20 protein-coding genes and 1 riboswitch are annotated in these 20,152 nt (G+C 48.3%); of the genes, 5 read left to right on the forward strand and 15 right to left on the reverse strand.

The features are described from left to right. Positions 1-241: 241 nt before the first annotated feature. The 6 genes from MHI01_RS15185 to MHI01_RS15210 form a co-directional block, all read right to left on the reverse strand. Positions 242-532: a hypothetical protein gene (locus MHI01_RS15185; RefSeq protein WP_101315103.1), complete on the reverse strand. Its 291-nt coding sequence runs from the start codon at positions 530-532 to the stop codon at positions 242-244. A gap of 24 nt (positions 533-556) precedes the next feature. After that, complete coding sequence (locus MHI01_RS15190; protein ID WP_197997992.1) at positions 557-1,420, reverse strand: inositol monophosphatase family protein; 864 nt, start codon at positions 1,418-1,420, stop codon at positions 557-559. 107 nt (positions 1,421-1,527) lie between these two features. Beyond that, positions 1,528-2,529 carry a UV DNA damage repair endonuclease UvsE gene (gene uvsE / locus MHI01_RS15195; protein ID WP_036614105.1) on the reverse strand — a complete coding sequence of 334 codons (1,002 nt, stop codon included), beginning with the start codon at positions 2,527-2,529 and terminating at the stop codon, positions 1,528-1,530. A gap of 155 nt (positions 2,530-2,684) precedes the next feature. Further along, complete coding sequence (locus MHI01_RS15200) at positions 2,685-3,008, reverse strand: hypothetical protein (RefSeq protein WP_036614107.1); 324 nt, start codon at positions 3,006-3,008, stop codon at positions 2,685-2,687. 30 nt (positions 3,009-3,038) lie between these two features. Then, entirely contained in the window at positions 3,039-4,139 is a 1,101-nt protein-coding gene (locus MHI01_RS15205) for a D-alanine--D-alanine ligase (protein WP_340983514.1), read from the reverse strand. Positions 4,140-4,276: 137 nt separating this feature from the next. Continuing rightward, on the reverse strand, positions 4,277-5,275 hold the full coding sequence (locus MHI01_RS15210; protein ID WP_445744900.1) for an amidase domain-containing protein: 999 nt from the start codon (positions 5,273-5,275) through the stop codon (positions 4,277-4,279). Between the two features lie 383 nt (positions 5,276-5,658). Here MHI01_RS15210 and acnA point away from each other — a divergent pair, with 383 nt between their 5' ends. Beyond that, the gene (gene acnA / locus MHI01_RS15215; protein ID WP_036614112.1) at positions 5,659-8,373 is read left to right on the forward strand and encodes an aconitate hydratase AcnA; all 2,715 of its coding nucleotides are present in this window, start codon (positions 5,659-5,661) and stop codon (positions 8,371-8,373) included. 109 nt (positions 8,374-8,482) lie between these two features. Here acnA and MHI01_RS15220 read toward each other — a convergent pair whose 3' ends face one another. From MHI01_RS15220 to MHI01_RS15250, 7 genes are all read right to left on the reverse strand, one after another. Further along, positions 8,483-8,797: a hypothetical protein gene (locus MHI01_RS15220; protein WP_253505537.1), complete on the reverse strand. Its 315-nt coding sequence runs from the start codon at positions 8,795-8,797 to the stop codon at positions 8,483-8,485. 35 nt (positions 8,798-8,832) lie between these two features. Beyond that, positions 8,833-9,231 (reverse strand): hypothetical protein, encoded by a 399-nt coding sequence (locus MHI01_RS15225; protein WP_253505535.1) that lies wholly within the window; start codon positions 9,229-9,231, stop codon positions 8,833-8,835. A 214-nt stretch (positions 9,232-9,445) separates the two neighbouring features. Next, complete coding sequence (locus MHI01_RS15230) at positions 9,446-9,655, reverse strand: hypothetical protein (RefSeq protein WP_036614116.1); 210 nt, start codon at positions 9,653-9,655, stop codon at positions 9,446-9,448. A gap of 13 nt (positions 9,656-9,668) precedes the next feature. Beyond that, positions 9,669-10,229 (reverse strand): VanZ family protein, encoded by a 561-nt coding sequence (locus MHI01_RS15235; protein WP_253505533.1) that lies wholly within the window; start codon positions 10,227-10,229, stop codon positions 9,669-9,671. Between the two features lie 28 nt (positions 10,230-10,257). Further along, positions 10,258-11,121: a M15 family metallopeptidase gene (locus MHI01_RS15240; RefSeq protein WP_253505531.1), complete on the reverse strand. Its 864-nt coding sequence runs from the start codon at positions 11,119-11,121 to the stop codon at positions 10,258-10,260. Between the two features lie 98 nt (positions 11,122-11,219). Continuing rightward, positions 11,220-12,308 (reverse strand): HAMP domain-containing sensor histidine kinase, encoded by a 1,089-nt coding sequence (locus MHI01_RS15245; protein WP_253505529.1) that lies wholly within the window; start codon positions 12,306-12,308, stop codon positions 11,220-11,222. Continuing rightward, complete coding sequence (locus MHI01_RS15250; RefSeq protein ID WP_036614121.1) at positions 12,301-12,996, reverse strand: response regulator transcription factor; 696 nt, start codon at positions 12,994-12,996, stop codon at positions 12,301-12,303. Before MHI01_RS15250 ends, MHI01_RS15245 begins: the two co-directional genes overlap by 8 nt. An 84-nt stretch (positions 12,997-13,080) precedes the next feature. Here MHI01_RS15250 and MHI01_RS15255 point away from each other — a divergent pair, with 84 nt between their 5' ends. The 4 genes from MHI01_RS15255 (at position 13,081) to MHI01_RS15270 (ending at position 16,434) form a co-directional block, all read left to right on the forward strand. Continuing rightward, positions 13,081-14,031, forward strand: coding sequence for a helix-turn-helix transcriptional regulator (locus MHI01_RS15255; RefSeq protein ID WP_253505527.1), 951 nt, complete (start codon positions 13,081-13,083; stop codon positions 14,029-14,031). 73 nt (positions 14,032-14,104) lie between these two features. Further along, positions 14,105-14,932 carry a zinc ribbon domain-containing protein gene (locus MHI01_RS15260; protein WP_253505526.1) on the forward strand — a complete coding sequence of 276 codons (828 nt, stop codon included), beginning with the start codon at positions 14,105-14,107 and terminating at the stop codon, positions 14,930-14,932. Positions 14,933-15,397: 465 nt separating this feature from the next. Further along, positions 15,398-15,565, forward strand: a complete 168-nt coding sequence (locus MHI01_RS15265) for a hypothetical protein (RefSeq protein WP_017690769.1) — start codon at positions 15,398-15,400, stop codon at positions 15,563-15,565. Positions 15,566-15,747: 182 nt separating this feature from the next. After that, positions 15,748-16,434, forward strand: a complete 687-nt coding sequence (locus MHI01_RS15270) for a hypothetical protein (RefSeq protein WP_253505524.1) — start codon at positions 15,748-15,750, stop codon at positions 16,432-16,434. Between the two features lie 382 nt (positions 16,435-16,816). On the opposite strand, the gene thiC is transcribed toward MHI01_RS15270, so the two are convergent. After that, positions 16,817-18,601 (reverse strand): phosphomethylpyrimidine synthase ThiC, encoded by a 1,785-nt coding sequence (gene thiC, locus MHI01_RS15275; protein ID WP_340984864.1) that lies wholly within the window; start codon positions 18,599-18,601, stop codon positions 16,817-16,819. Between the two features lie 417 nt (positions 18,602-19,018). Beyond that, positions 19,019-19,132, reverse strand: a riboswitch (TPP riboswitch). A 149-nt stretch (positions 19,133-19,281) separates the two neighbouring features. Next, on the reverse strand, positions 19,282-20,025 hold the full coding sequence (locus MHI01_RS15280) for an IclR family transcriptional regulator (RefSeq protein ID WP_017690772.1): 744 nt from the start codon (positions 20,023-20,025) through the stop codon (positions 19,282-19,284). Positions 20,026-20,152 lie beyond the last annotated feature (127 nt).

Below are 20,152 nucleotides of genomic sequence, written 5' to 3' on the forward strand. Positions count from 1 at the left end.
TGAATTCCATATTCGATGCTGATGATGCCGTTAGGCATCCTTCGTAATCAAAAGCGGACTTTTTGAACAACCTCACTAATATATAGTACATTGGTCATTCCAATGACATAGGTTGGTGTTACTCTATTCTATCATTTTAAAGTAGGCGTTGTCCTCTCCACTGAGAGCACACATGAAATAACAGACTCCCTGAAGGGGAGTCTGTTACTGGTTAAGCTCAGCTATGACGTTCAGTGATTAGTTAAGATTGCGGCTTATTTGAGTCTTCAGCAATCAAATGACCCTTGTCGCTCTCCGGTTTGTTCCCGGTAGCTCGCTCCAGATATCGATCATAACGATCATCCACTTCACGTGCCATCTTCCGGTACTTTAACGTTTCCTCAACAATTGGATCACGTTCTGTCTGGATTCGCACTTCATATTTGGGAGGAATCAGCTGGCGTTCCCGCTGATTGGTGTCGCCGGACTCTTCCATGTCCCCTTCCGTCAGCATATCACTGAGCCGTCGTTCCAGTTCTTTGGATTCATCCATTGTTTTCGCTCCTTATAATGAATTTCATTCCAAGCCGGTTGCTTTCGCTTCCTTCAGCACATCCGTCAGTGCATCATGGATTTTGCCATTGCTGGCAACGACATGATTCACAGACAGTTGGTAAGGCGTTCCGATGGTATCGGTCACCTTGCCACCTGATTCTTCAACCAACAGTGCACCTGCGGCAATATCCCACGGTTTCAATCCAACTTCGGTGTAGGCGCTGAGGCGTCCTGCGGCAACATATGCCAGATGGAGGGCGGCAGATCCGCCTGCACGCAAGTTACGAACTTGCGGAGCAAGCGCCTGCACAGCCGCCATATTCAGTGGCAACGCAAAGGTTGTGTCTGCCGGGAATCCAACCGCAATCAGGCTCTGAGCCAGTTCTTGTTCACCAGATACAAGCATCCGGTTTCCGTGAACATATGCTCCTTTCCCTTTTTCCGCAACAAACATTTCATCACGGGAAGGGTCGTAGATCACGCCGACAATGACTTCACCATTGTGAGCCAATGCGATGGACACCGAATAAAACGGAAATCCGTGTACAAAGTTCGTCGTTCCATCCACAGGATCAACAATCCACAGGAACTCTTCTTCCTCAGCCTCTTTCAGTGCTTTTGCCGAAGCTTCCGGTCCCGGTTCGACGCCCTCTTCACCCAGAATGGCATGGTGGGGAAAATGCGTGAGAATCAGGCGGCGGATCATCTGCTCCGCTCCTTTATCCACTTCGGTCACCAGATCTTGGGGTGAATATTTGGTGCCAAGTTCAGCTACCGTCCCAAGACGGCTTTTGATCCATTCGCCAGCTTTGGAAGCTGCATTAATGGCAACGGCAGTATAGCTTTTGCTTGTCACGACATAAGGTGTCTTTTCCTTCTCATTCAAAGCGTTCACTCTACTTTCTATATCAATCTACGAAAAGTTGAAATACTTGTTAAAAGTATACGCCCCACAGGTCGTAAAGTTTCTCGTTGCCCAGGCCCCTTTTGGCACTACGGATGAATGATGACGGTAGACTCGTCCACCCACTCCACACCCTCTTCGTGATAGAATGCCAGCTTCTGCATCAGTTGCACAAGAGCCTCATCCTTGCGTTTGGCCTCAATCATCACGTCAAGTCTTGGGGTGTCTGCTGCGATATGACGCAAGAAATCGAGCACAGGCTCTACCTCCACACCATCGGCATGACCTCGCAGATCCTTCTCGCTCTTCGGACTGGAGACATGGATTTTGGGTGGCAATGGCTGATCAGCCGGTGAATCTGCCTGGGCAAGCGGTGACTGCCAGGTCTTTAGAATATCAGGCCACAGATCCCATGCCTGTTCTCCTTCGTTGTTCACCCAATGGTGATGGATATCCAGTACCATGGGCAATCCCAAGCGCTGGCACACGGCAAGTGTCTCAGGCGCATTGAACGTTTTGTCATCATTTTCGAGTGTGAGCCGCTCCTGAATGTCCCGATCCAGCTTCAAAAAGTTTTCTTCAAAACGAAGCGCCGCCGAAGGCTTGTCCCCGTATGCACCACCAATATGTATATTGTTCTTGGCAGTGGCATTCAGCCCCATGGCATCCAGCATCCGAACATGATGACGAAGGTCGCGAATCGAGTTGCGCAGAACTTGCTCGCGGGGGGTACTAAGTACGGTAAAATGATCCGGATGAAAGGACACACGCATATGATTTTCCTTCACAAAATCACCAATAGCCGCAAAGTCCTGCTTCAGCGCCGGGAACGGGTCCCAGTCATTCAGGTCTTCGTGTGTTGCCAGTGGAATCAATTTGGAAGAGAAGCGATATACATGAATATGGCTACCCTTGTTGTGCCTGAGCAAACGTAATGTATTGTGCAGGTTCTCGGCTGCAATCCGTTCGAGCTTGCGGATCGCCGCTTCCCTGTCATCGATTTTGTTAAAACTCGACATGGTCATGGTCCGGGAAGGCGAGGCGTTCTCTATAAGCACGGACATTGCCACGTAACCAAAGCGTACGAGCATGAATCTCTTCCTCTCTATTAGGGCGGAGAACCCACACGGCATATTCAGCCGTCAGGATGTACCGTCACTGTATATAACCAAGTTTTACCCTAAAAGAGTGACCATAATCGTATTCTGGCAAATCCGTCCTTCCGACCCGCACTTACAGTCAACAACTATTCCTGTGCTTGCTCTCCAAAGAACATCTCATCTGCAAGGGCAGTCTGAATGCGTGATTCTTCCTCAGTCAATTTGCGGATGAGTTGCATCTCCACCTCAGTTACCTCTTGCCCCTGGAAGTTTATCTCCGCAATGGAAACCACGATCTTGACGATGGCTACAGCCACGTTATCCGGTGTGTATGCAATCACTTTCTGGCCGGTAGGAAATACCCGGAAGCCCTGTTTGACCATTTTGCCGCGTCCGTATTCAAGCAGTTCGAACAGCTCCTGCTCATTCTTGAACTTGCATACGGAATTGAATTCAGTCTGAAATCCCATGGTTATCCCTCCTGATCTTGTGGTCGCAGGCTACGCCTGTACGCCGTTCTCGTAATTCAGTGCCTGCTTGCGGTTGTAACGCTCCAGTGCCAGCTCAATCATGCGATCCAGCAGTTCGGCATACGATACACCTGTCTCACGCCAAAGAAGTGGATACATGCTGTATGGTGTGAAACCAGGCATGGTGTTGACTTCATTGATAAGCAAGGCGCCGTCATTTTTCCGAATGAAGAAGTCGGCACGTGAAATACCGTTACCTTCAATCGCACGGAACGCCTGCAAAGCTGCCTCGCGAATGCGATCTGCGGCCTCTGGGTCCAGTGGAGCTGGAATCAGCATCTGTGATTGACCGTCAATATACTTGGCTGCATAGTCATAATACTCACCGGAGGATACGATCTCGCCTGGAACAGAAGCCATTGGCTCGTCATTGCCGAAGACACTGACCTCAACTTCGCGGGCTTCAACGAACTCCTCAATGACAACCTTCGTATCATACCGAAGTGCGAACTCAACAGCTGTCTTCAGCTCATCGCGGTTACGTGCTTTGGAGATTCCCACGCTGGAGCCCAGATTCGCCGGTTTGATAAAACAAGGATACCCGAGCTGATCTTCGATTTGTACGATCATTTCGTGTTCTGTCTGCTTCCATTGTGTCGCGTTAAAATACGTAAAGGCACATTGGTCAATGCCAGCCTGTGCAAACAGCTTTTTCATGACCACTTTGTCCATGCCGCCAGCCGAAGCCAGTACACCTGCACCTACATATGGCATATCCGCCATCTCAAACATGCCCTGAATGGTGCCATCCTCTCCAAACGTACCATGCAGCAGAGGGAACATCACGTCCAGCGCTTCTGCTCCGCCATACAAACGTCCAAACAGGGCGTTCAGCGCATCCTGCGTTCCACCCGCCGATTGCTCCAGCTTCAGATCTTCAATCTGCGCGAACGGCGCATGCATGACAGGTCCTTTTTTCCACGTCCCCTGCTTGGAGATATAAAAAGGAACCAGTTCATACTTTTCATAATCAAATGCGTTTGTTACAGCAAACGCCGTTTGCAGCGACACCTCATGCTCGCCCGATTTTCCGCCGTACACGACGCCTACTTTTAATTTATCCATACTCATGTGTACCCTCCGATTATCTGTGCCTGATGCTGTCATGCTTGCATGCTCAGCACCCTTGTTATTCTGCTTGCATTATCTGGTCTTATTTTACACGGAACTGGATGTCTGCGTCACCGCATCCCGAAAATCTTTCGTCATCAAAACTCATCTGCAATATGGAAAAGCCGGTATACCGTCCGCTCTGTCCAAGCGTAAGAATCCCGGTAATCCCAAAAGCGGTGACGGCTGCTAACCGTATGTGCGTTAACAAGCGGCATACCGCCCGCATCAAACGCGGTCACAACGGTGCTGTGTTGAAATCGTCCATCTCCATCCCAATCGTAGAGAATAACATCACCGAGCATCAGCTGCTCAGGACGCTCCACTTCTGTCGCGGTCAGCCCCCAGCTGCTGCCTGACAAATAACGCTCCAGACTGTTGGAAACCGCCCAACTGTAACTCCACATTTCGGAGCCGTTCACATACCCTTTATACCACCAGCCAGCTTCTCTTCTACCAGTATAGTGGATGGGTGCGCCCCCTGCAAAGAGACATTGGGACACGTAATTGGTACAATCCACATCAAATTCCTCAAATGCCGGATTCCCCGCATTCCACCATCGATCTGCATAGGCAACCGCCAGATCTCTGCGATATGACTGTTGCCGTGAGCTTCTTCCTTGACCCAACACTTCCCGATTCAGCAGCGGCCGATTCATCGCCTGTACAAAATCAGCTTGTTGAAACGGACGTCCTTCCCCAGCAGGGCGACGCTCCGGCACTTCTCGCTCGACCCGTCCAATGATCCATCCACCACTCTGCCGCAGAAGGGTTAACCGCTCCCGCTCAATCCGGTCCTCCCGGTGGGTGATCCCGCTCTTCTCGTAGAACAGTCTGCTGTACAATTGTACATCCACCACCGCTTCTTCCTGGCCATCCATAAGCGTGCGCACAAGCTTGGCGCTGGTCTCGCTGCGAAGAGGCACGGCGCGCCGCTTACGATACCATTCGTCCAGCCTTGCCATACGCTCTCCCCGTTCCACCACGAAGTCAGGATCGGTAACGATCCGTTCGCTGGTCTGTGGACGGTAGTCGATCTCACAGCGATTGTACTGGTTCACGTAAGTATATAAGGCACTCTTCCATTCCCGTTCCAAGCCTATGTCCCCCTTTGGCATGAGTTCTGTCTGGAATATTTCATTGCGTATATAAACTCCTACTATTCATATGAAAGGGTCTTCGGTTGTATGTACACGGCTCAGGAGGGAGATCCGAAATTCGGCAAATACAGGTACACAAGATATCTTATTCCTGCTCGCTTCACGAAAACGCCTTCATCGGTCCAAAAGCTTGCTTGATCAGGCAAAAAGACCTTTACGTACGGAGGTGAAAACGGTATACTTAAAACTAAAGTTATGATTATGAAATTACGTTTCATCTGATGAAACCAACGAACAAGAACACGGAACGATGAAGGCCTGTTCTTCACCTAAATGAACGTTTTCTTCATCTCACCGACACATCCCAAGGAGGTACATGTATGTCAGCAAAGAATCATTTCTCCGCCGCTCGCAGTCTTGAGGTTGGAGGCAAGTCTTACCGCTACTACAGTCTCGATGCTCTTCAGGAAAACGGCCACGGCGATCTTTCCAGGCTTCCTTTCTCCATTAAAGTGTTGCTTGAAGCAGCAATTCGTCAATTCGACGGACGTGCTATCACCGAAGAACACGTAAAACAACTGACCGGCTGGGCAGATGGCCGTGACAATAACAAGGAAATTCCATTCATCCCTGCACGTATCGTTCTGCAGGATTTCACCGGTGTACCGGTTGTCGTTGACCTCGCTGCAATGCGTGATACTGTGAAAAAAGCAGGCGGCGATCCAAAACAGATCAACCCGCTCGTACCGGTCGATCTCGTTATCGACCACTCCGTTATGGTTGATGCTTTTGGTACCAACGATGCACTTGATTACAATATCAAAGTTGAGTTTGAGCGTAATGAAGAGCGTTACCGCTTCTTGCGTTGGGCGCAAACGGCATTCAACAATTTCCGTGCAGTTCCACCATCCACAGGGATCGTTCACCAGGTTAACCTGGAGTATCTGGCTTCCGTGGCAGCAACAAAAACCGTGGACGGCGAAACCGTTGTATTCCCGGACTCCCTCGTAGGTACAGACTCCCACACCACCATGATCAACGGACTTGGCGTTGTTGGTTGGGGTGTTGGTGGTATTGAGGCTGAAGCAGGTATGCTGGGCCAACCGCTTTATTTTGTAACACCGGACGTTATCGGTTTCAAACTGACAGGCAGCCTGAGCGAAGGCGCAACAGCAACGGATCTGGCACTGACTGTTACCCAATTGCTTCGTAAAAAAGGCGTTGTTGGTAAATTCGTAGAGTTCTACGGACCAGGTCTTGCCAACATCGGTCTGGCTGACCGTGCAACAGTAGCCAACATGGCACCAGAATATGGCGCAACGATCGGTTTCTTCCCTGTTGATAGTGAAACGTTGAACTATCTGCGTAACACTGGCCGTCCTGACGAGCAGGTAGAATTGGTTGAAGCTTATTACAAAGCTCAAGGCATGTTCCGTACTTCAAGCACCGTTGATCCTGAATTCACAGATGTGATTGAACTGGATCTCGGCTCTGTTGTACCAAGTCTTGCAGGACCAAAACGTCCACAGGATCGCATCGAGCTGACACAAATGAAAGAAAGCTTCAACAGCATCATTCGCACACCTGTAGATAAAGGCGGCTACGGTCTGAGCGATGAGAAAATCGAACAATCCGTACCTGTGAAGCATCCGGACGGTTCCAACAGTGAACTGAAGGCAGGCGCTGTTGTGATCGCGGCGATCACGAGTTGTACGAACACTTCGAATCCAAGTGTTATGGTTGGAGCGGGACTGCTGGCGAAAAAAGCAGTTGAACGCGGCCTGACCAAACCAGGATATGTGAAAAGCAGTCTGACACCAGGTTCCCTTGTGGTTACCGAGTACCTGGAAAAAGCAGGTCTGATCACGTATCTCGACAAACTCGGATTCAACGTTGCGGGCTACGGTTGTGCAACATGTATCGGTAACTCCGGCCCACTGCCGGACGAAGTGAGCGAAGCTATTGCTGAGAACGATATGACCGTAGCAGCTGTATTGTCCGGTAACCGTAACTTCGAAGGCCGTGTACACGCACAGGTTAAAGCCAACTACCTGGCATCACCACCACTCGTTGTGGCATATGCACTTGCGGGTACCGTAAATATTGACTTTGAAACCGATCCAATCGGTTATGATACGAACAATGAGCCTGTATTCCTGAAAGACCTCTGGCCTACCTCCGAGGAAATCAAGGATACTATCGCTAGTTCCCTGAACGCTCAGATGTTCCGCAACAAGTACGAGAATGTATTTACAGCCAATGAGCGTTGGAATTCAATTTCTGTACCGGAAGGTGAACTGTACGAGTGGGATCCGAACTCCACGTACATTCAGAATCCTCCGTTCTTCCAGGAGCTTGGCGACAAGTTGAACGATATCGCAGATATCCGTTCTGCACGCGTTATGGCATTGCTTGCGGATTCCGTAACAACGGATCACATCTCGCCAGCAGGTAATATTGCACCATCCAGCCCGGCTGGACTGTACCTGAAAGAACATGGCGTAGAGCGCAAAGACTTCAACTCCTACGGTTCACGCCGTGGTAACCATGAAGTCATGATGCGTGGTACGTTTGCCAACATTCGTATTCGAAACCAGGTGGCTCCTGGTACAGAAGGCGGTATCACGAAGTACCTGCCAACGGACGAGGAAATGTCCATCTACGATGCTTCCATGAAGTATCAGGATGAAGGACAGAACCTGATCGTTATCGCAGGTAAAGAGTATGGTACAGGAAGCTCCCGTGACTGGGCGGCAAAAGGAACATTCTTGCTCGGCGTCAAAGCCGTTATCGCAGAAAGCTTCGAGCGTATTCACCGTAGTAACCTGGTCGGCATGGGCGTAATGCCATTGCAATTCCAGGAAGGTCACGGCTGGTCCAGCCTTGGTCTGAACGGACGTGAAACGTATGACATTACTGGCCTCAGCAATGATGTGAAGCCAGGACAAGAGTTGAAAGTTACCGTAACTCGTGAAGACGGTACACAGTTCGAATTCCCTGTCATCGCTCGTCTGGACAGCATGGTTGACGTGGATTACTACCATAACGGCGGTATCCTGCAAACTGTATTGCGTCAAATGATGAAAAAAGCTTAATGATATAAATCATTAATGTGATGAAGTTATACAGAAAGCTCCCTGCCACGTGCAATCAGCACGTGGCGGGGAGCTTTTTATTGCTTTGCTTTTTATACTCGGGATATGTTTAAAAATCAATCTTCAAGCCAACTTCCGAATCATCAGGTGGCTCAGCTATACGATATATACCTCTGCATTTTAATTTCTCTACGTTAATCCAGTCTACAAACTCATCTCCTCCGTAGCATCTTACAAAAACGGCATATTCCAGCTCACCCTCATAATTAATGGACTCAGTGTATTCTGTAAATGGATGTTTCCCCTCTATACTCTGCAAAAAATCTGAAAATTCAATTCTCCACTCTTCCATCTTCTCTGCATATTGATCGGGGACATAATAGTAGAATCCATCTGGCGTATAATACGAAATTTTCATTATCATCTTGCAGACCTCCTATTAGTATGTCGTGTAACGGTCTAGAGTTTTAAGATCTCTATACCTTCTTTTAGAAATGATGAGACAAGCGTATGATATTCAATTCCATATGCTAATTCCTCTTTGGTTTTATGTATAAGATAATAGGAATATTTCTGCATCAACTCATGCTCGTTTAACTCAATGGGAAGGTTAATAATCTCAACGTCTTCCGAATTAAAATGATAACGATACCCTCTTTCTGACCTTCCTACGTTTATCACTGTTTGGATGACCATTAATTCATCACGTGTGACATTATTTATTAAAGCCGATCTTCTCTGTTCCATACCAAGTATGATCTCTTCAGCCTGTTGATCAATCTTAGCTTCAGCAATTTCAGTTTCAATTTGCATAATGGCTTTCATTGTTCCTGCTAGTTGTATAGCTAATGAATACAATGTATGTCCTCCTTTTTTTGTAAGAAATAGATACTAACGCATCATCTCTACTCTACCTCATTTACGATGTTACTCGCAAAGTTCACTGATCCTATCTTAAATTCGATACCTTATGAAACACTAAAAAACTCCTCGTAAAGTGCACTCTGCACGTTACGGGGAGCTGTGGTTTCAGTATGTGTGTGTCCTCCGTTGCTTCAAGGCCAACTACCTTCTAATGCCCAATGTGATGTGAGGCTTGATCTAACAGTTGAATCGTGCCCATGATCAGAAACAAACACGACAGAGCAATTAACGAGCCTCCAACCCATCTAGACATGATCACTCGCTCCGCAATCTGTTTTTCCGAAGCATCCGTTACCTTGTGTGGATACACGAGAAATATTAGCCCTGCGCTAATGAACAGTACAGCCATTATAATCAAGTTCTTCTCCTCCTTACACGTGACTTTCCTTAGAATTTAACTTTTTCGTCGTCACGTGGGATTCTCCTCCCACCAACACCTTTTTCAGACCCATAGCCACAGTGAAAACAATATATCCAATCAAGCCGCCGAGTGTATTAAGCATCAAATCATCCACATCAAATATGCCCATACCAGTCACTAACTGTGTCACTTCATAGCCCAGACTGAGCAGCAGAGACAGCAAGATTACCTTTACTCCAGAGAATAACTTGTTGCCCGTCAACACAGGGATGAAGATGCCCAGAGGGATAAAGGCCAGTATATTGCCTACCAGATGGATTGCGGTGCCAGGACGATGTAACGACAGACTGTTCCAGTCTCGTGATATTTCCTGAAATGGTGTCAGGTTGACGGTTCGGTTATGGACCAGATCCGGTTGTTGCAAGAACGCCATCAGTCGATCCTTCACGATGCCAAAATCGACCGGGCTTCCTTTAAACAGGATCAGCTTCGTAAGTAGATATACATAGATAATGAAAACGGCAATCCAAAGGATGTAATGTTTGCTTTTCTTCTGGTTGTTGTGCTTCATGTTGTTTCGCCTCCTTTGTGTTGCCCTGTTATTTCTTTACGGTGACGATGACGCCATCCATGTTATCACCCGATATTTCAGTTTGGCCTTGCTCAGGTATGTAAACAGTTGTATCTCGGGTGGCCCGATAATAGCGGATATGATACTGCTCTTCCTCTACTTCCACAGTAATGTTCTCTTTCTCTTTAAGCATATCGAGATACTCTTCCAGCACCAGATTATTCTTATACATGACAGCACTGTGCGGCAGCCCTACATATCGAAAGTGCCATGGTTCATACTGAATACCGGTGATGCGCACTTTATCCTTTGGGTAACGTAAAATAAATCCGTATTTCCATGCATTCTTCTCCAGCCAGGCACCCTCTGGTGCTTCATTCATCGCAGCCAAGCTCGAGCCGATATCCAGGGATAACCCAAGATTGTGCTCACTGTGTCCCGCAGGAAGCGCATAGTCTGAACCCTTTTCCCGATATAACTCGTCCTGCTTCGCAAAGTCCCTGTAACCGCTGCTGACGAGAAAATATCTGACTCCCTCTTCGCCTGCTGCTTCAACCATCCTCTGAAACTCCTGCGCCACCTGTCGTGATAACATGATTTTCTGATCCAGTATCCCATATCCACGAAGCAGATCATCCTCATGTGCCACATATACAATATCGGATTTAACTCCTTCCGGGTGTACGGGGTATTGCTTATCAACCAGTAACAAATTGCCCTTATGTATCTGATCCTGAATGTTTCCGGTGACGGATACGGTATAACCTGCGGGATTTTCACGCGTATTCTGAATCTCGATGGGCAACTCATCCTTCTGCTGAATCCATCCCGGTGATTGCGTAACGATATATCCGATCAAAATGATACATATCAAAAAGCCCCACTTTTTCATGCTTGTTCCTCCTTTTACCTCATACATCAAGGATAGACAACACAAGTTAAAGAAAAAGCAGGGCAATTTTAAAGTTTTTCTTAAATTTGACGTCAATCTTATTGGAAGACGGGCAAACGAACCTCGAATAACGTCCGTACCACGTCGCTCTGAGCCGAGATCGTACCGTCATGCTGCTCCACAATATTACGAGCGATAAACAGTCCAAGGCCTGTCCCACCCTCCTGAGGGGTTCTGGCACGATCTCCGGTGTAATACATATCGAAGATATGTGGCAATTCTTCCGGACGAATATGTCCACCATAGTTAATCACCTGAATGATGATCTGTTCTGCATCCCGATATCCATTAATATCTACGTACATGCCATCCTTGCCATGCCGTGCAGCGTTAATTAGCAGATTCTCGAACACACGAGCCAGCAGCTCGCCATCACCGGAGACCGTAAGGTCAGTGTCTATTTTTAGTCGGGCGACTAGTTGGTTCTTTTCAAATACAGGATAGAGTTCTTCGTTCATCTGCTTCAGCAGTTCGCTAAGATCCAGCTGTGTCTTGTTTATAGGCAACATGCCATAATTCATACGGGTAATTTCGAACAAATCATCAATCAGCTTCTCCAGGCGCTGTGATTTGGTGAATGCAATCGACGTAAAGTGCCGTACTTGCTCCTCCGTTAACTGATCATCCTTCATGAGCAGATCCAAATATCCAAGCACAGACGTCAGCGGTGTTCGCAGGTCATGCGCCAGATTGACAACAAGCTGGTCCTTACTATTTTCAGCAAAATCCCCTCGTTCTACCGCTTCCCTTAGCTTCTCACTTGCCAAATTCACATCCTCCGCAATCGTACCTAACTCGTCCTTCGAGGAGATCTGCACACGATGCTGAAAGTCACCGTTGGCCAAATGCCTGATCCCTGTAGAAATATCCTTGAAATACGTCGCGTAGGGCTTGGTAAACCAGAAGAAAAACAGAATGGCGAGTGGGATAAATAAAATCAGGAAGAAATAGATATCCCCGATACTTCTCATAAAATGACGATATTCAGCGAGCTGATCTTCTGCACGGACACCCGAATAATAGGCTTGCATAAGCTTGTAAATCCCATAGGTAATTGCACCAGAGGCAAGCATGCTTAACCCTAGCAACATAATCATGGTTGTACGAAAACTTCTTCGTTTAGTCATTAAACGTGTACCCCACACCCCAGATGGTTTTGATAAACTTGTTCTTGTTCACATCTTCCCCCAGCTTTTTGCGCAGGGTCCGAATGTGGACCATCACGGTATTCCCACTCTCGTAATAGGCTTCTCCCCACACCTGTTCAAAAATATTTTCTGCACTGAACACCTGCTTGGGGTGGCTCGCGAGCAGATACAAAATGTCAAACTCCTTCGGTGTTAGTTCCACTGGTTTGCCGTAGAGTGTAACGCGATGTTGATCTGGCGTGATGATGAGCCCACCTTTCTCCAGAATGGACCTCTGCACAGGCGCAGACTGGCTGAATTGCAGCGAACGACGTAACTGGGAGTTAACCCGGGCAACAAGCTCCATCGGATTAAACGGTTTGGTCATATAATCGTCCGCACCCATCACAAGTCCCGTAATTTTGTCCATATCTGATGTTTTGGCACTCAGGAAAATGATCGGCAAATGATGCTGCTCCCGAATTTTACGGGTCACCTCATACCCATCCATGCCAGGCATCATAATGTCCAGAATCGCCAAATCTATCGCTTGGGTCTGAACAGCTTGAACCGCCGCCTTCCCATCAAAGGCCTTAATGGTGTGATATCCTTCTTTTTGTAAATGTAAAGCAACCAGATCAGCGATCTCAACTTCATCGTCTGCGATCAGAATCGTAATTCGCTTCATTGCTTATTCCACTCCTATGTGTGATGCTCAACAATATAACATATTTGAATCCAACAGATAAACCAATGAAAGGAATCCATACATATGAAACTGGAGCGTTTATTAGCCATCGTGGTGTTGCTAATCAATCGTGGACGGGTACAAGCCAAAGACTTGGCAGATATGTTCGAAGTATCAATCCGGACCATCTATCGGGACATCGATACATTGGGTCAAGCAGGCATCCCCGTGGTGACATATCAGGGGGCAAGCGGTGGGATTGGTCTGGCAGAGGGTTACCGTCTGGATCGAAACGTATTAACAGACAAGGACCTCGCCTCCATCGTCACTGCACTGCGCAGTGTATCCACTTCCCATGCTAATGCGGCGCGAGAGCTTCTGGTCGAAAAACTCAGCAGTATCGTACCTGAATCCAAAAATGACGATTTTCAGGCCAATACCAATCGATTCATCGTGGATTACTCAACCTGGACGCATCCCGAAGCGCTGAAAATCAAGCTTGAACTTATCGAACAGGGTATGGATCAATTACGCCCCGTAACCTTTACCTACTGCAGTGCGGAAGGTATCCATACTCACCGAACTGCCGACCCTCATACCATCGTACTCAAGAAGCATTCCTGGTATCTGTATGCTTTTTGTCACGAGCGGAATCAATTTCGCATGTTCAAGCTTGTGCGTATGCAAGATGTCACACTTGCTAATGAGCACTTCGAGCGTAAAGTCATCAACCCACAGGACAGACCCTGGCAACAGGAATGGAGCCGTCCGGACAATCAAGCTAGGTTAACCTTGAAATTCCATGCTCGCGTCCGTCATATTGCGGAAGAATGGTTTGGGATCGAGAATGTCATGCCTGATGGGACTGGGTATTACATCAGCCAGATTGCTTTTCCCGAGGATGGCTGGTTATATGGGTTCATTCTGGGCTTCGGCGCGGACGTTGAAGTATTGGAACCTCAGCATATTCGGGATGAAATCTGCCGTATCGCGGAGCAAATTGTACAAAATTATATACCTCCGACTCAAACCTGACAGACAGCTGTCCAGTTCCTACCCGTATACTTCAGATATATTCAATCTGTACATATATGAGGAGGAACTAATCATGAACGTAACTGTATGTCAAAGCTGCGGAATGCCGCTCACAACCCCTGCCCAATTCGGAACGGAAGCAGATGGAAGCACAACCCGTGAGTACTGTATTTATTGTTACAAAGAGGGCAAGTTTGAGCAGCCCGGTATGTCACTAGAAGGCATGACGGAGATGTGCACTGCCATTCTGAAGGACGAAGGCATGGATGAGGAATCCGCTCGTTCGATGCTGCGTAACCAGCTTCCTTTTTTGAAACGTTGGCGCACAAATACAACGGATCAACATGCAGAATCTCTGGCCGAAAACCCTACTGTTTCCGCTAATCCTGATCAGGTAACAACAGATCATTCGTTCTCTGCGTTCTCTGCCCAGCCCGTTCGTTATGTCACTCTCCCTGGAAAACGTATTGCCGGCGTATCCGCCCGCACAACCAACGCCATTGAAATCAGTGGCAAAGGTTGTATTCAGGGACTCTGGAACAATTATTTTGCCTCAGAGCACCTCCCTGCACCTGAAAGTGCTCGCTATGGTTGTTACACGGATTACACCGATGGGATAACCGGAGAATACACCATACTGGTAGGGCATGAGGTCAGTCCGAACGAATCGTTGCCTGAGGGATTGGACGACATTTTACTCCCTCCTGCAACTTACGCCGTATTCACTTCCAGAAAAGGGCCCATGGCAGAGGTTGTTGGCGAAGCTTGGGGAGCCGTGTGGGCATGGGATAAACAAAGCGAGCGTACGTTCACCGGGGATTTTGAATTATATGATGAACGCAGCCTGAATCCCGAAAGTGTACAAGTGGATATATACATCGCTGTTCGCCAAAGTAGATAAAACCAACACGATACCACCTCAGACAGAATCCAAGTTTCATCGCATCCATCTTCATATCAGGCAAGCTGCCGAGTACACTCGGCAGTTTTTTGTTATATCCGGAACTACATTACCCCCTAAACAACCCGACCATGGTACCAAGTTAGTTAGCATGATTTGCATCATTTAACCAGACAATATGCCTCATATGCGGGTACCATTGACTTCCTTAAAATTGGGACTATTCACATAACAACCGATTCGATCCTCCCATATCAAACCTCTCATATCAGGTCCTTTGTTCCTGAATTTGCCTAAAAACGTTTACATCTCCTTAAAACCGGGTAAAATCACTACAATCCAATTGGAATTACTCTTTAAACTCTTCTATTTCGTCTAACAAGTCACATGTACCTATATGCGCACCTGGCATGGTAACCAGTCGAAATACATAATTCAAAAAAACGCATCAAAGGAGGAACCAAGATGATCCGCATGCCTATTCAGCAAATGATCCCGTACCATCACCAATATCCGCGCAACACGGCGACCACTGCTCCTAAAAAGGAGAATGAGAACACTCAAGGTCTATCCTTTCATGAAATTCTGCAACAAAAAATGGCGAAGAAAAATGCTTCTCCTTCCCTTAGATAAAAATGGACACCGGACCGACCCTAGTCGAGTCAGGTTATCAACCGTCTTTCCGTAGCTTGGCGGAAGGGCGGTTATTGGCGTTGAGCAATAAACGACTGTACAGTTCTCAGGCATGTTTCTATAATGGTTTAAATATCTAAAAGATCCATGACATATACGAACTGTAAAAGGGGACTTAGCACATGATCACCATTGGTTGTTTTCACGCTCATTATTCTAACATCGCCTTAATTGAAGAGACGCTTGCTCCTTATGAAGTTGAATTGGTCCATTACGTCGATCCAGGTCTGGACCGTCTTAAACATGACGCTGACTTTTCCGCGGTCGTCATTCACGAGAAGGTAGCCCAGACGCTCCAATGGATCGCTGAGTGTCATGCCGATGCCATTCTGGTCACGTGTACCCTGTTTGCGACAGTATTGGAGCAGGAAGCCATACAGGTCCCTGTGCCTGTGATCGGCATAGATGATCCGTTATTGCAGGAGATGCGGCGAGTACCAGGAGATTACATAATATCATTCACCAACCCGGCAACTATTGAAGGAACGATGGCACGGTTGAATCAGGCATTACAGCAAGAGGATGAGAATGGGCAACTACACGTTGCCAAGACCTCTCAGACGGAAGCGGTGTGCATCCCTGGGACATTTGAGTTGATTATGCGTGGAGATCAGCAAGGGTATCTCGAAGCGGTACGAGAAGGCTTACAGCAGATTGCTGAGCAGTACCCGGGTAAAGCGGTAGTGGCGGCCCAACTGTCTATGGCTCCCGCTGCTGCACAGGTTACAATAGATCGCGGTATTCCAATCCATAGCCCGCTGGCATTGCTTGCGGCGTATTTGGAGAAGAATTTGGGCCTGGCTCGATAGTGTGGCTGATTTGGAGTGAAGTAACAGGTTCTATCTGAACTATGCAACTATGAACTCACTTACTTAGTAACACCACAAATTAACGAGGTGAACTAATATGCGTTTCCTCTATATTGTTTTACTGTTTATAGTAGGTTTTTCCTGTTCCGCATTTCTATACGGAGGAGCACCAAAACTCAGTGACGCTCTTTTATTCGTTATCGCAGGAATTCTGTATAAAATATGGACCACACACAGTCACAAAGCTAATTCTGATAAAGGCTGAGTACGGTTAAGAATACATACATGACATAACACTAAAAAAAGCCGTTCTTCTCTGCAATGACAGAGAGAAACGGCTTTATCTCTATTTCAGACTGCCCAGCTTGCGCTGTACCGGCGCCTAGGAGCGTGTCCGATATTCCTCGGCCTTTTCCTGCATCCCGGCAGCTACAGCCTCATTCTCGGACAATTCTTTATCCGCGGCAAAGGCACGAATGTCCTGCGTAATGCGCATACTACAGAACTTCGGTCCGCACATGGAGCAGAAATGAGCTTCTTTGGCCCCTTCTGCTGGCAGCGTCTCATCATGGTAGGATAGCGCACGTTCCGGGTCCAGTGACAGGTTGAACTGGTCACGCCAACGGAACTCGAACCGCGCTTTGGACAATGCGTCATCGCGGCGCTGAGCACGTGGATGTCCCTTCGCCAGATCGGCGGCGTGGGCCGCGATCTTGTAGGCGATGACCCCTTCCCGCACATCATCCTTGTTGGGCAGGCCCAAATGTTCTTTTGGCGTAACATAACAGAGCATCGACGTGCCGAACCAGCCAATCATGGCTGCCCCAATGGCGGATGTGATGTGATCATATCCTGGCGCAATGTCGGTCGTTAGCGGCCCAAGTGTGTAGAACGGTGCTTCTTTACAGATCTCCATCTGCAAGTCCACATTCTCCTTGATCTTATGCATCGGCACATGACCCGGGCCTTCGATCATCACCTGCACATCATGCTTCCATGCGATCTGCGTCAGTTCCCCAAGCGTGGCCAGTTCCGCCATCTGAGCTTCGTCATTCGCATCGTAGATACTGCCTGGACGAAGTCCATCTCCCAGCGAAAACGCTACATCATACCTTTTCATAATCTCGCAGATTTCTTCAAAATGGGTATACAAAAAATTCTCCTGATGATGCGCCAGACACCATGCTGCCATAATGGAACCGCCCCGAGACACAATGCCTGTCATTCGCTTGGCGGTCATGGGGATATAACGCAGCAGTACACCTGCATGAATCGTAAAGTAGTCCACGCCCTGCTCTGCCTGCTCAATGAGTGTGTCACGGTACAACTCCCAGGTCAGCGCTTCCGCTTCGCCATTCACCTTCTCCAGCGCCTGATACAGCGGCACCGTACCAATCGGCACAGGTGAATTACGGATGATCCATTCCCGGGTGGTATGAATGTTTTTGCCTGTGGACAGATCCATCACCGTATCCGATCCCCATCGTACCGCCCAAGTCATCTTCTCGACCTCTTCCTCAATGGAGGAAGATACGGCAGAGTTACCTATGTTGGCATTGATCTTCACGTGAAAATGACGACCGATCAACATCGGCTCACTCTCCGGGTGATTGATGTTGGATGGCAGAATGGCCCGTCCACTCGCCAGCTCCTGTCTCACAAATTCCGGCTCCACGCCTTCACGAATGGCGGCGAATTCCATCTCAGCCGTAATGACTCCCTGTCTCGCGTAGTGCATCTGAGTCACACAGCGTCCTGTCTGTGCTCGTAGCGGTTTTCCACGCAATCCAGGGTACTCTTCGGCTCCAGCTCTCTTTCCCCCGGGCTTCAGTCCGTTATCCTCCGGTTTAACCATACGGCCCTGATAAGCTTCAACATCGCCGCGCTCTGTGATCCAACGAGTGCGCAGGGCTGGCAGACCTGCGCGGATATCCGCATGAAATTCGGGATCGGTCATGGGGCCGCTCGTATCGTAGACACGCAGCGGTTCGTTATGCTCCACCCCTTGGGGAGTATTCGTGTCATGAAGGGCTATCTCACGTTCCGGTACAGCAATGTCCGGCCGTGAGCCCTGAATGTAGACTTTGCGGCTACCCGGAAAGGGCTGAACCCGTCCGGCCGCCCCTGTTTCTTTTTCCACCTGCTGATCGTTATGTTCCTGTTCCATCGCTTGTTGTCCCGTTTGATTTCCTGTACTCATGTTCGCTTGTCTCCTCCTCAGTGTTCGTCGCTTGTTTGGTTGGGATCGTCATTAGCTCACTTACGTACCTGTCCCAAATCATGCGCAATGCAGAGAAGAAAGAGCGATCCTACACCAGACCAGGGGAGACACTTTTCATGTACAGTTAACAACAGACGGAGGCTGCCACAGATCATCGATCTATAAGACTTCCCTCCTCATCCAAGCCCACTTCCGCAGGTTAGTGAAAAAGAAGCCCATAGAGTCCGCACTATATCGCCCGTTCCCTGTATATAAAAAAGCCGGTCCCCGAAGGAACCGACTTTTATGTCCATCACCAATAATGCACCTTTATGCAGCTCCTTAACGGAGCCCTACAAGGGTCACATCATGTGGTGGTTGTGGTCATATCGCCGATTACTTCCCTACGCTGGTATGATCCAGATCAGGTGCAAAGGGTCCGGAATCTCATGCGATTCCGTCTCAGTCCGGACAATTCGGACTCCCCCAGTAACGTTAATAAGTTGCGGCTTACATAAGCCGCTGTTCATATTCAATGAAGCTGGCCCCGTTGGGCCGTCCATTACAGAGTAGCGCAACCGGAACATAAAAACAACCTTTATATTCCAAATAATCAAACTCTATTGGAGAAAAAACTTACCTCAACATCAGGATAACATGAGCCCCATTTGCGTAGCAGCATCCTTCAACACAGGTGCGTATTCATGCAATGTCTCCTGCGAGAGTCGACTGACAGGTCCTGAGACCGAGAGCGCAGCTGCAATATTGCCTCTGCGATCCATAATCGGTACAGATACCGCGGCAGCTCCCGGCTCACGTTCCTCATAACTCGTCGCATATCCGTTATCCCGGATATCTCCCATTTGCGCCAAATACACTGCCGGATCAATAAACACCGGCCATTCAGGCCCGTTCATCAGTTCTTCACGATCCTCGTCCGTGGCAAACGCCATCAGGACTTTGCTGGAAGCGCCCACAGACAGCGGCAGTCTAACACCAACGGGGGCAACTCGGCGAATCGCCTGATCACTTTGCACAGCCTGAATCCGAATCCGTTCACTGCCATCACGCAGGTACAGACTCACGGTCTCCCCCAATCGATCTCTCAGTCGCTCCATCGCAGGCAACAGCAGAATAGCGGGATCATCACTGCGGGACATATGAGCTGACAGCTCCCAGATTCGGATGCCAAGTCGGTACTTCTCTGTTGCTGCATCGCGGATCACGAACCCTCGATCCTCCAGCGTAGCCATCAAGCGGTGGACTGTACTTTTGTGCAGGCCGATCTGGCTGGCAATTTCGGTGAGTCCCAGATCACTGCGTGTGGTAAAACATAATAATATATCCAGCGCCCGTTCCACAGCCCGGACGGTTAACTTGCGATCTTCCATGGCATAATGCCCTCCTCATGTTTCATCACATGAAACTTGGTTACATAAATTATATGAGAAACGGTCTCATCTGTAAACCAAAAAGAGCCAAAATCAAAATAGGCCAACGTGTAAATTTTTCCTTTTT

The sequence above is a fragment of the Paenibacillus sp. FSL M7-0656 genome (assembly GCF_038003225.1).
Lineage (GTDB): Bacteria > Bacillota > Bacilli > Paenibacillales > Paenibacillaceae > Paenibacillus > Paenibacillus amylolyticus.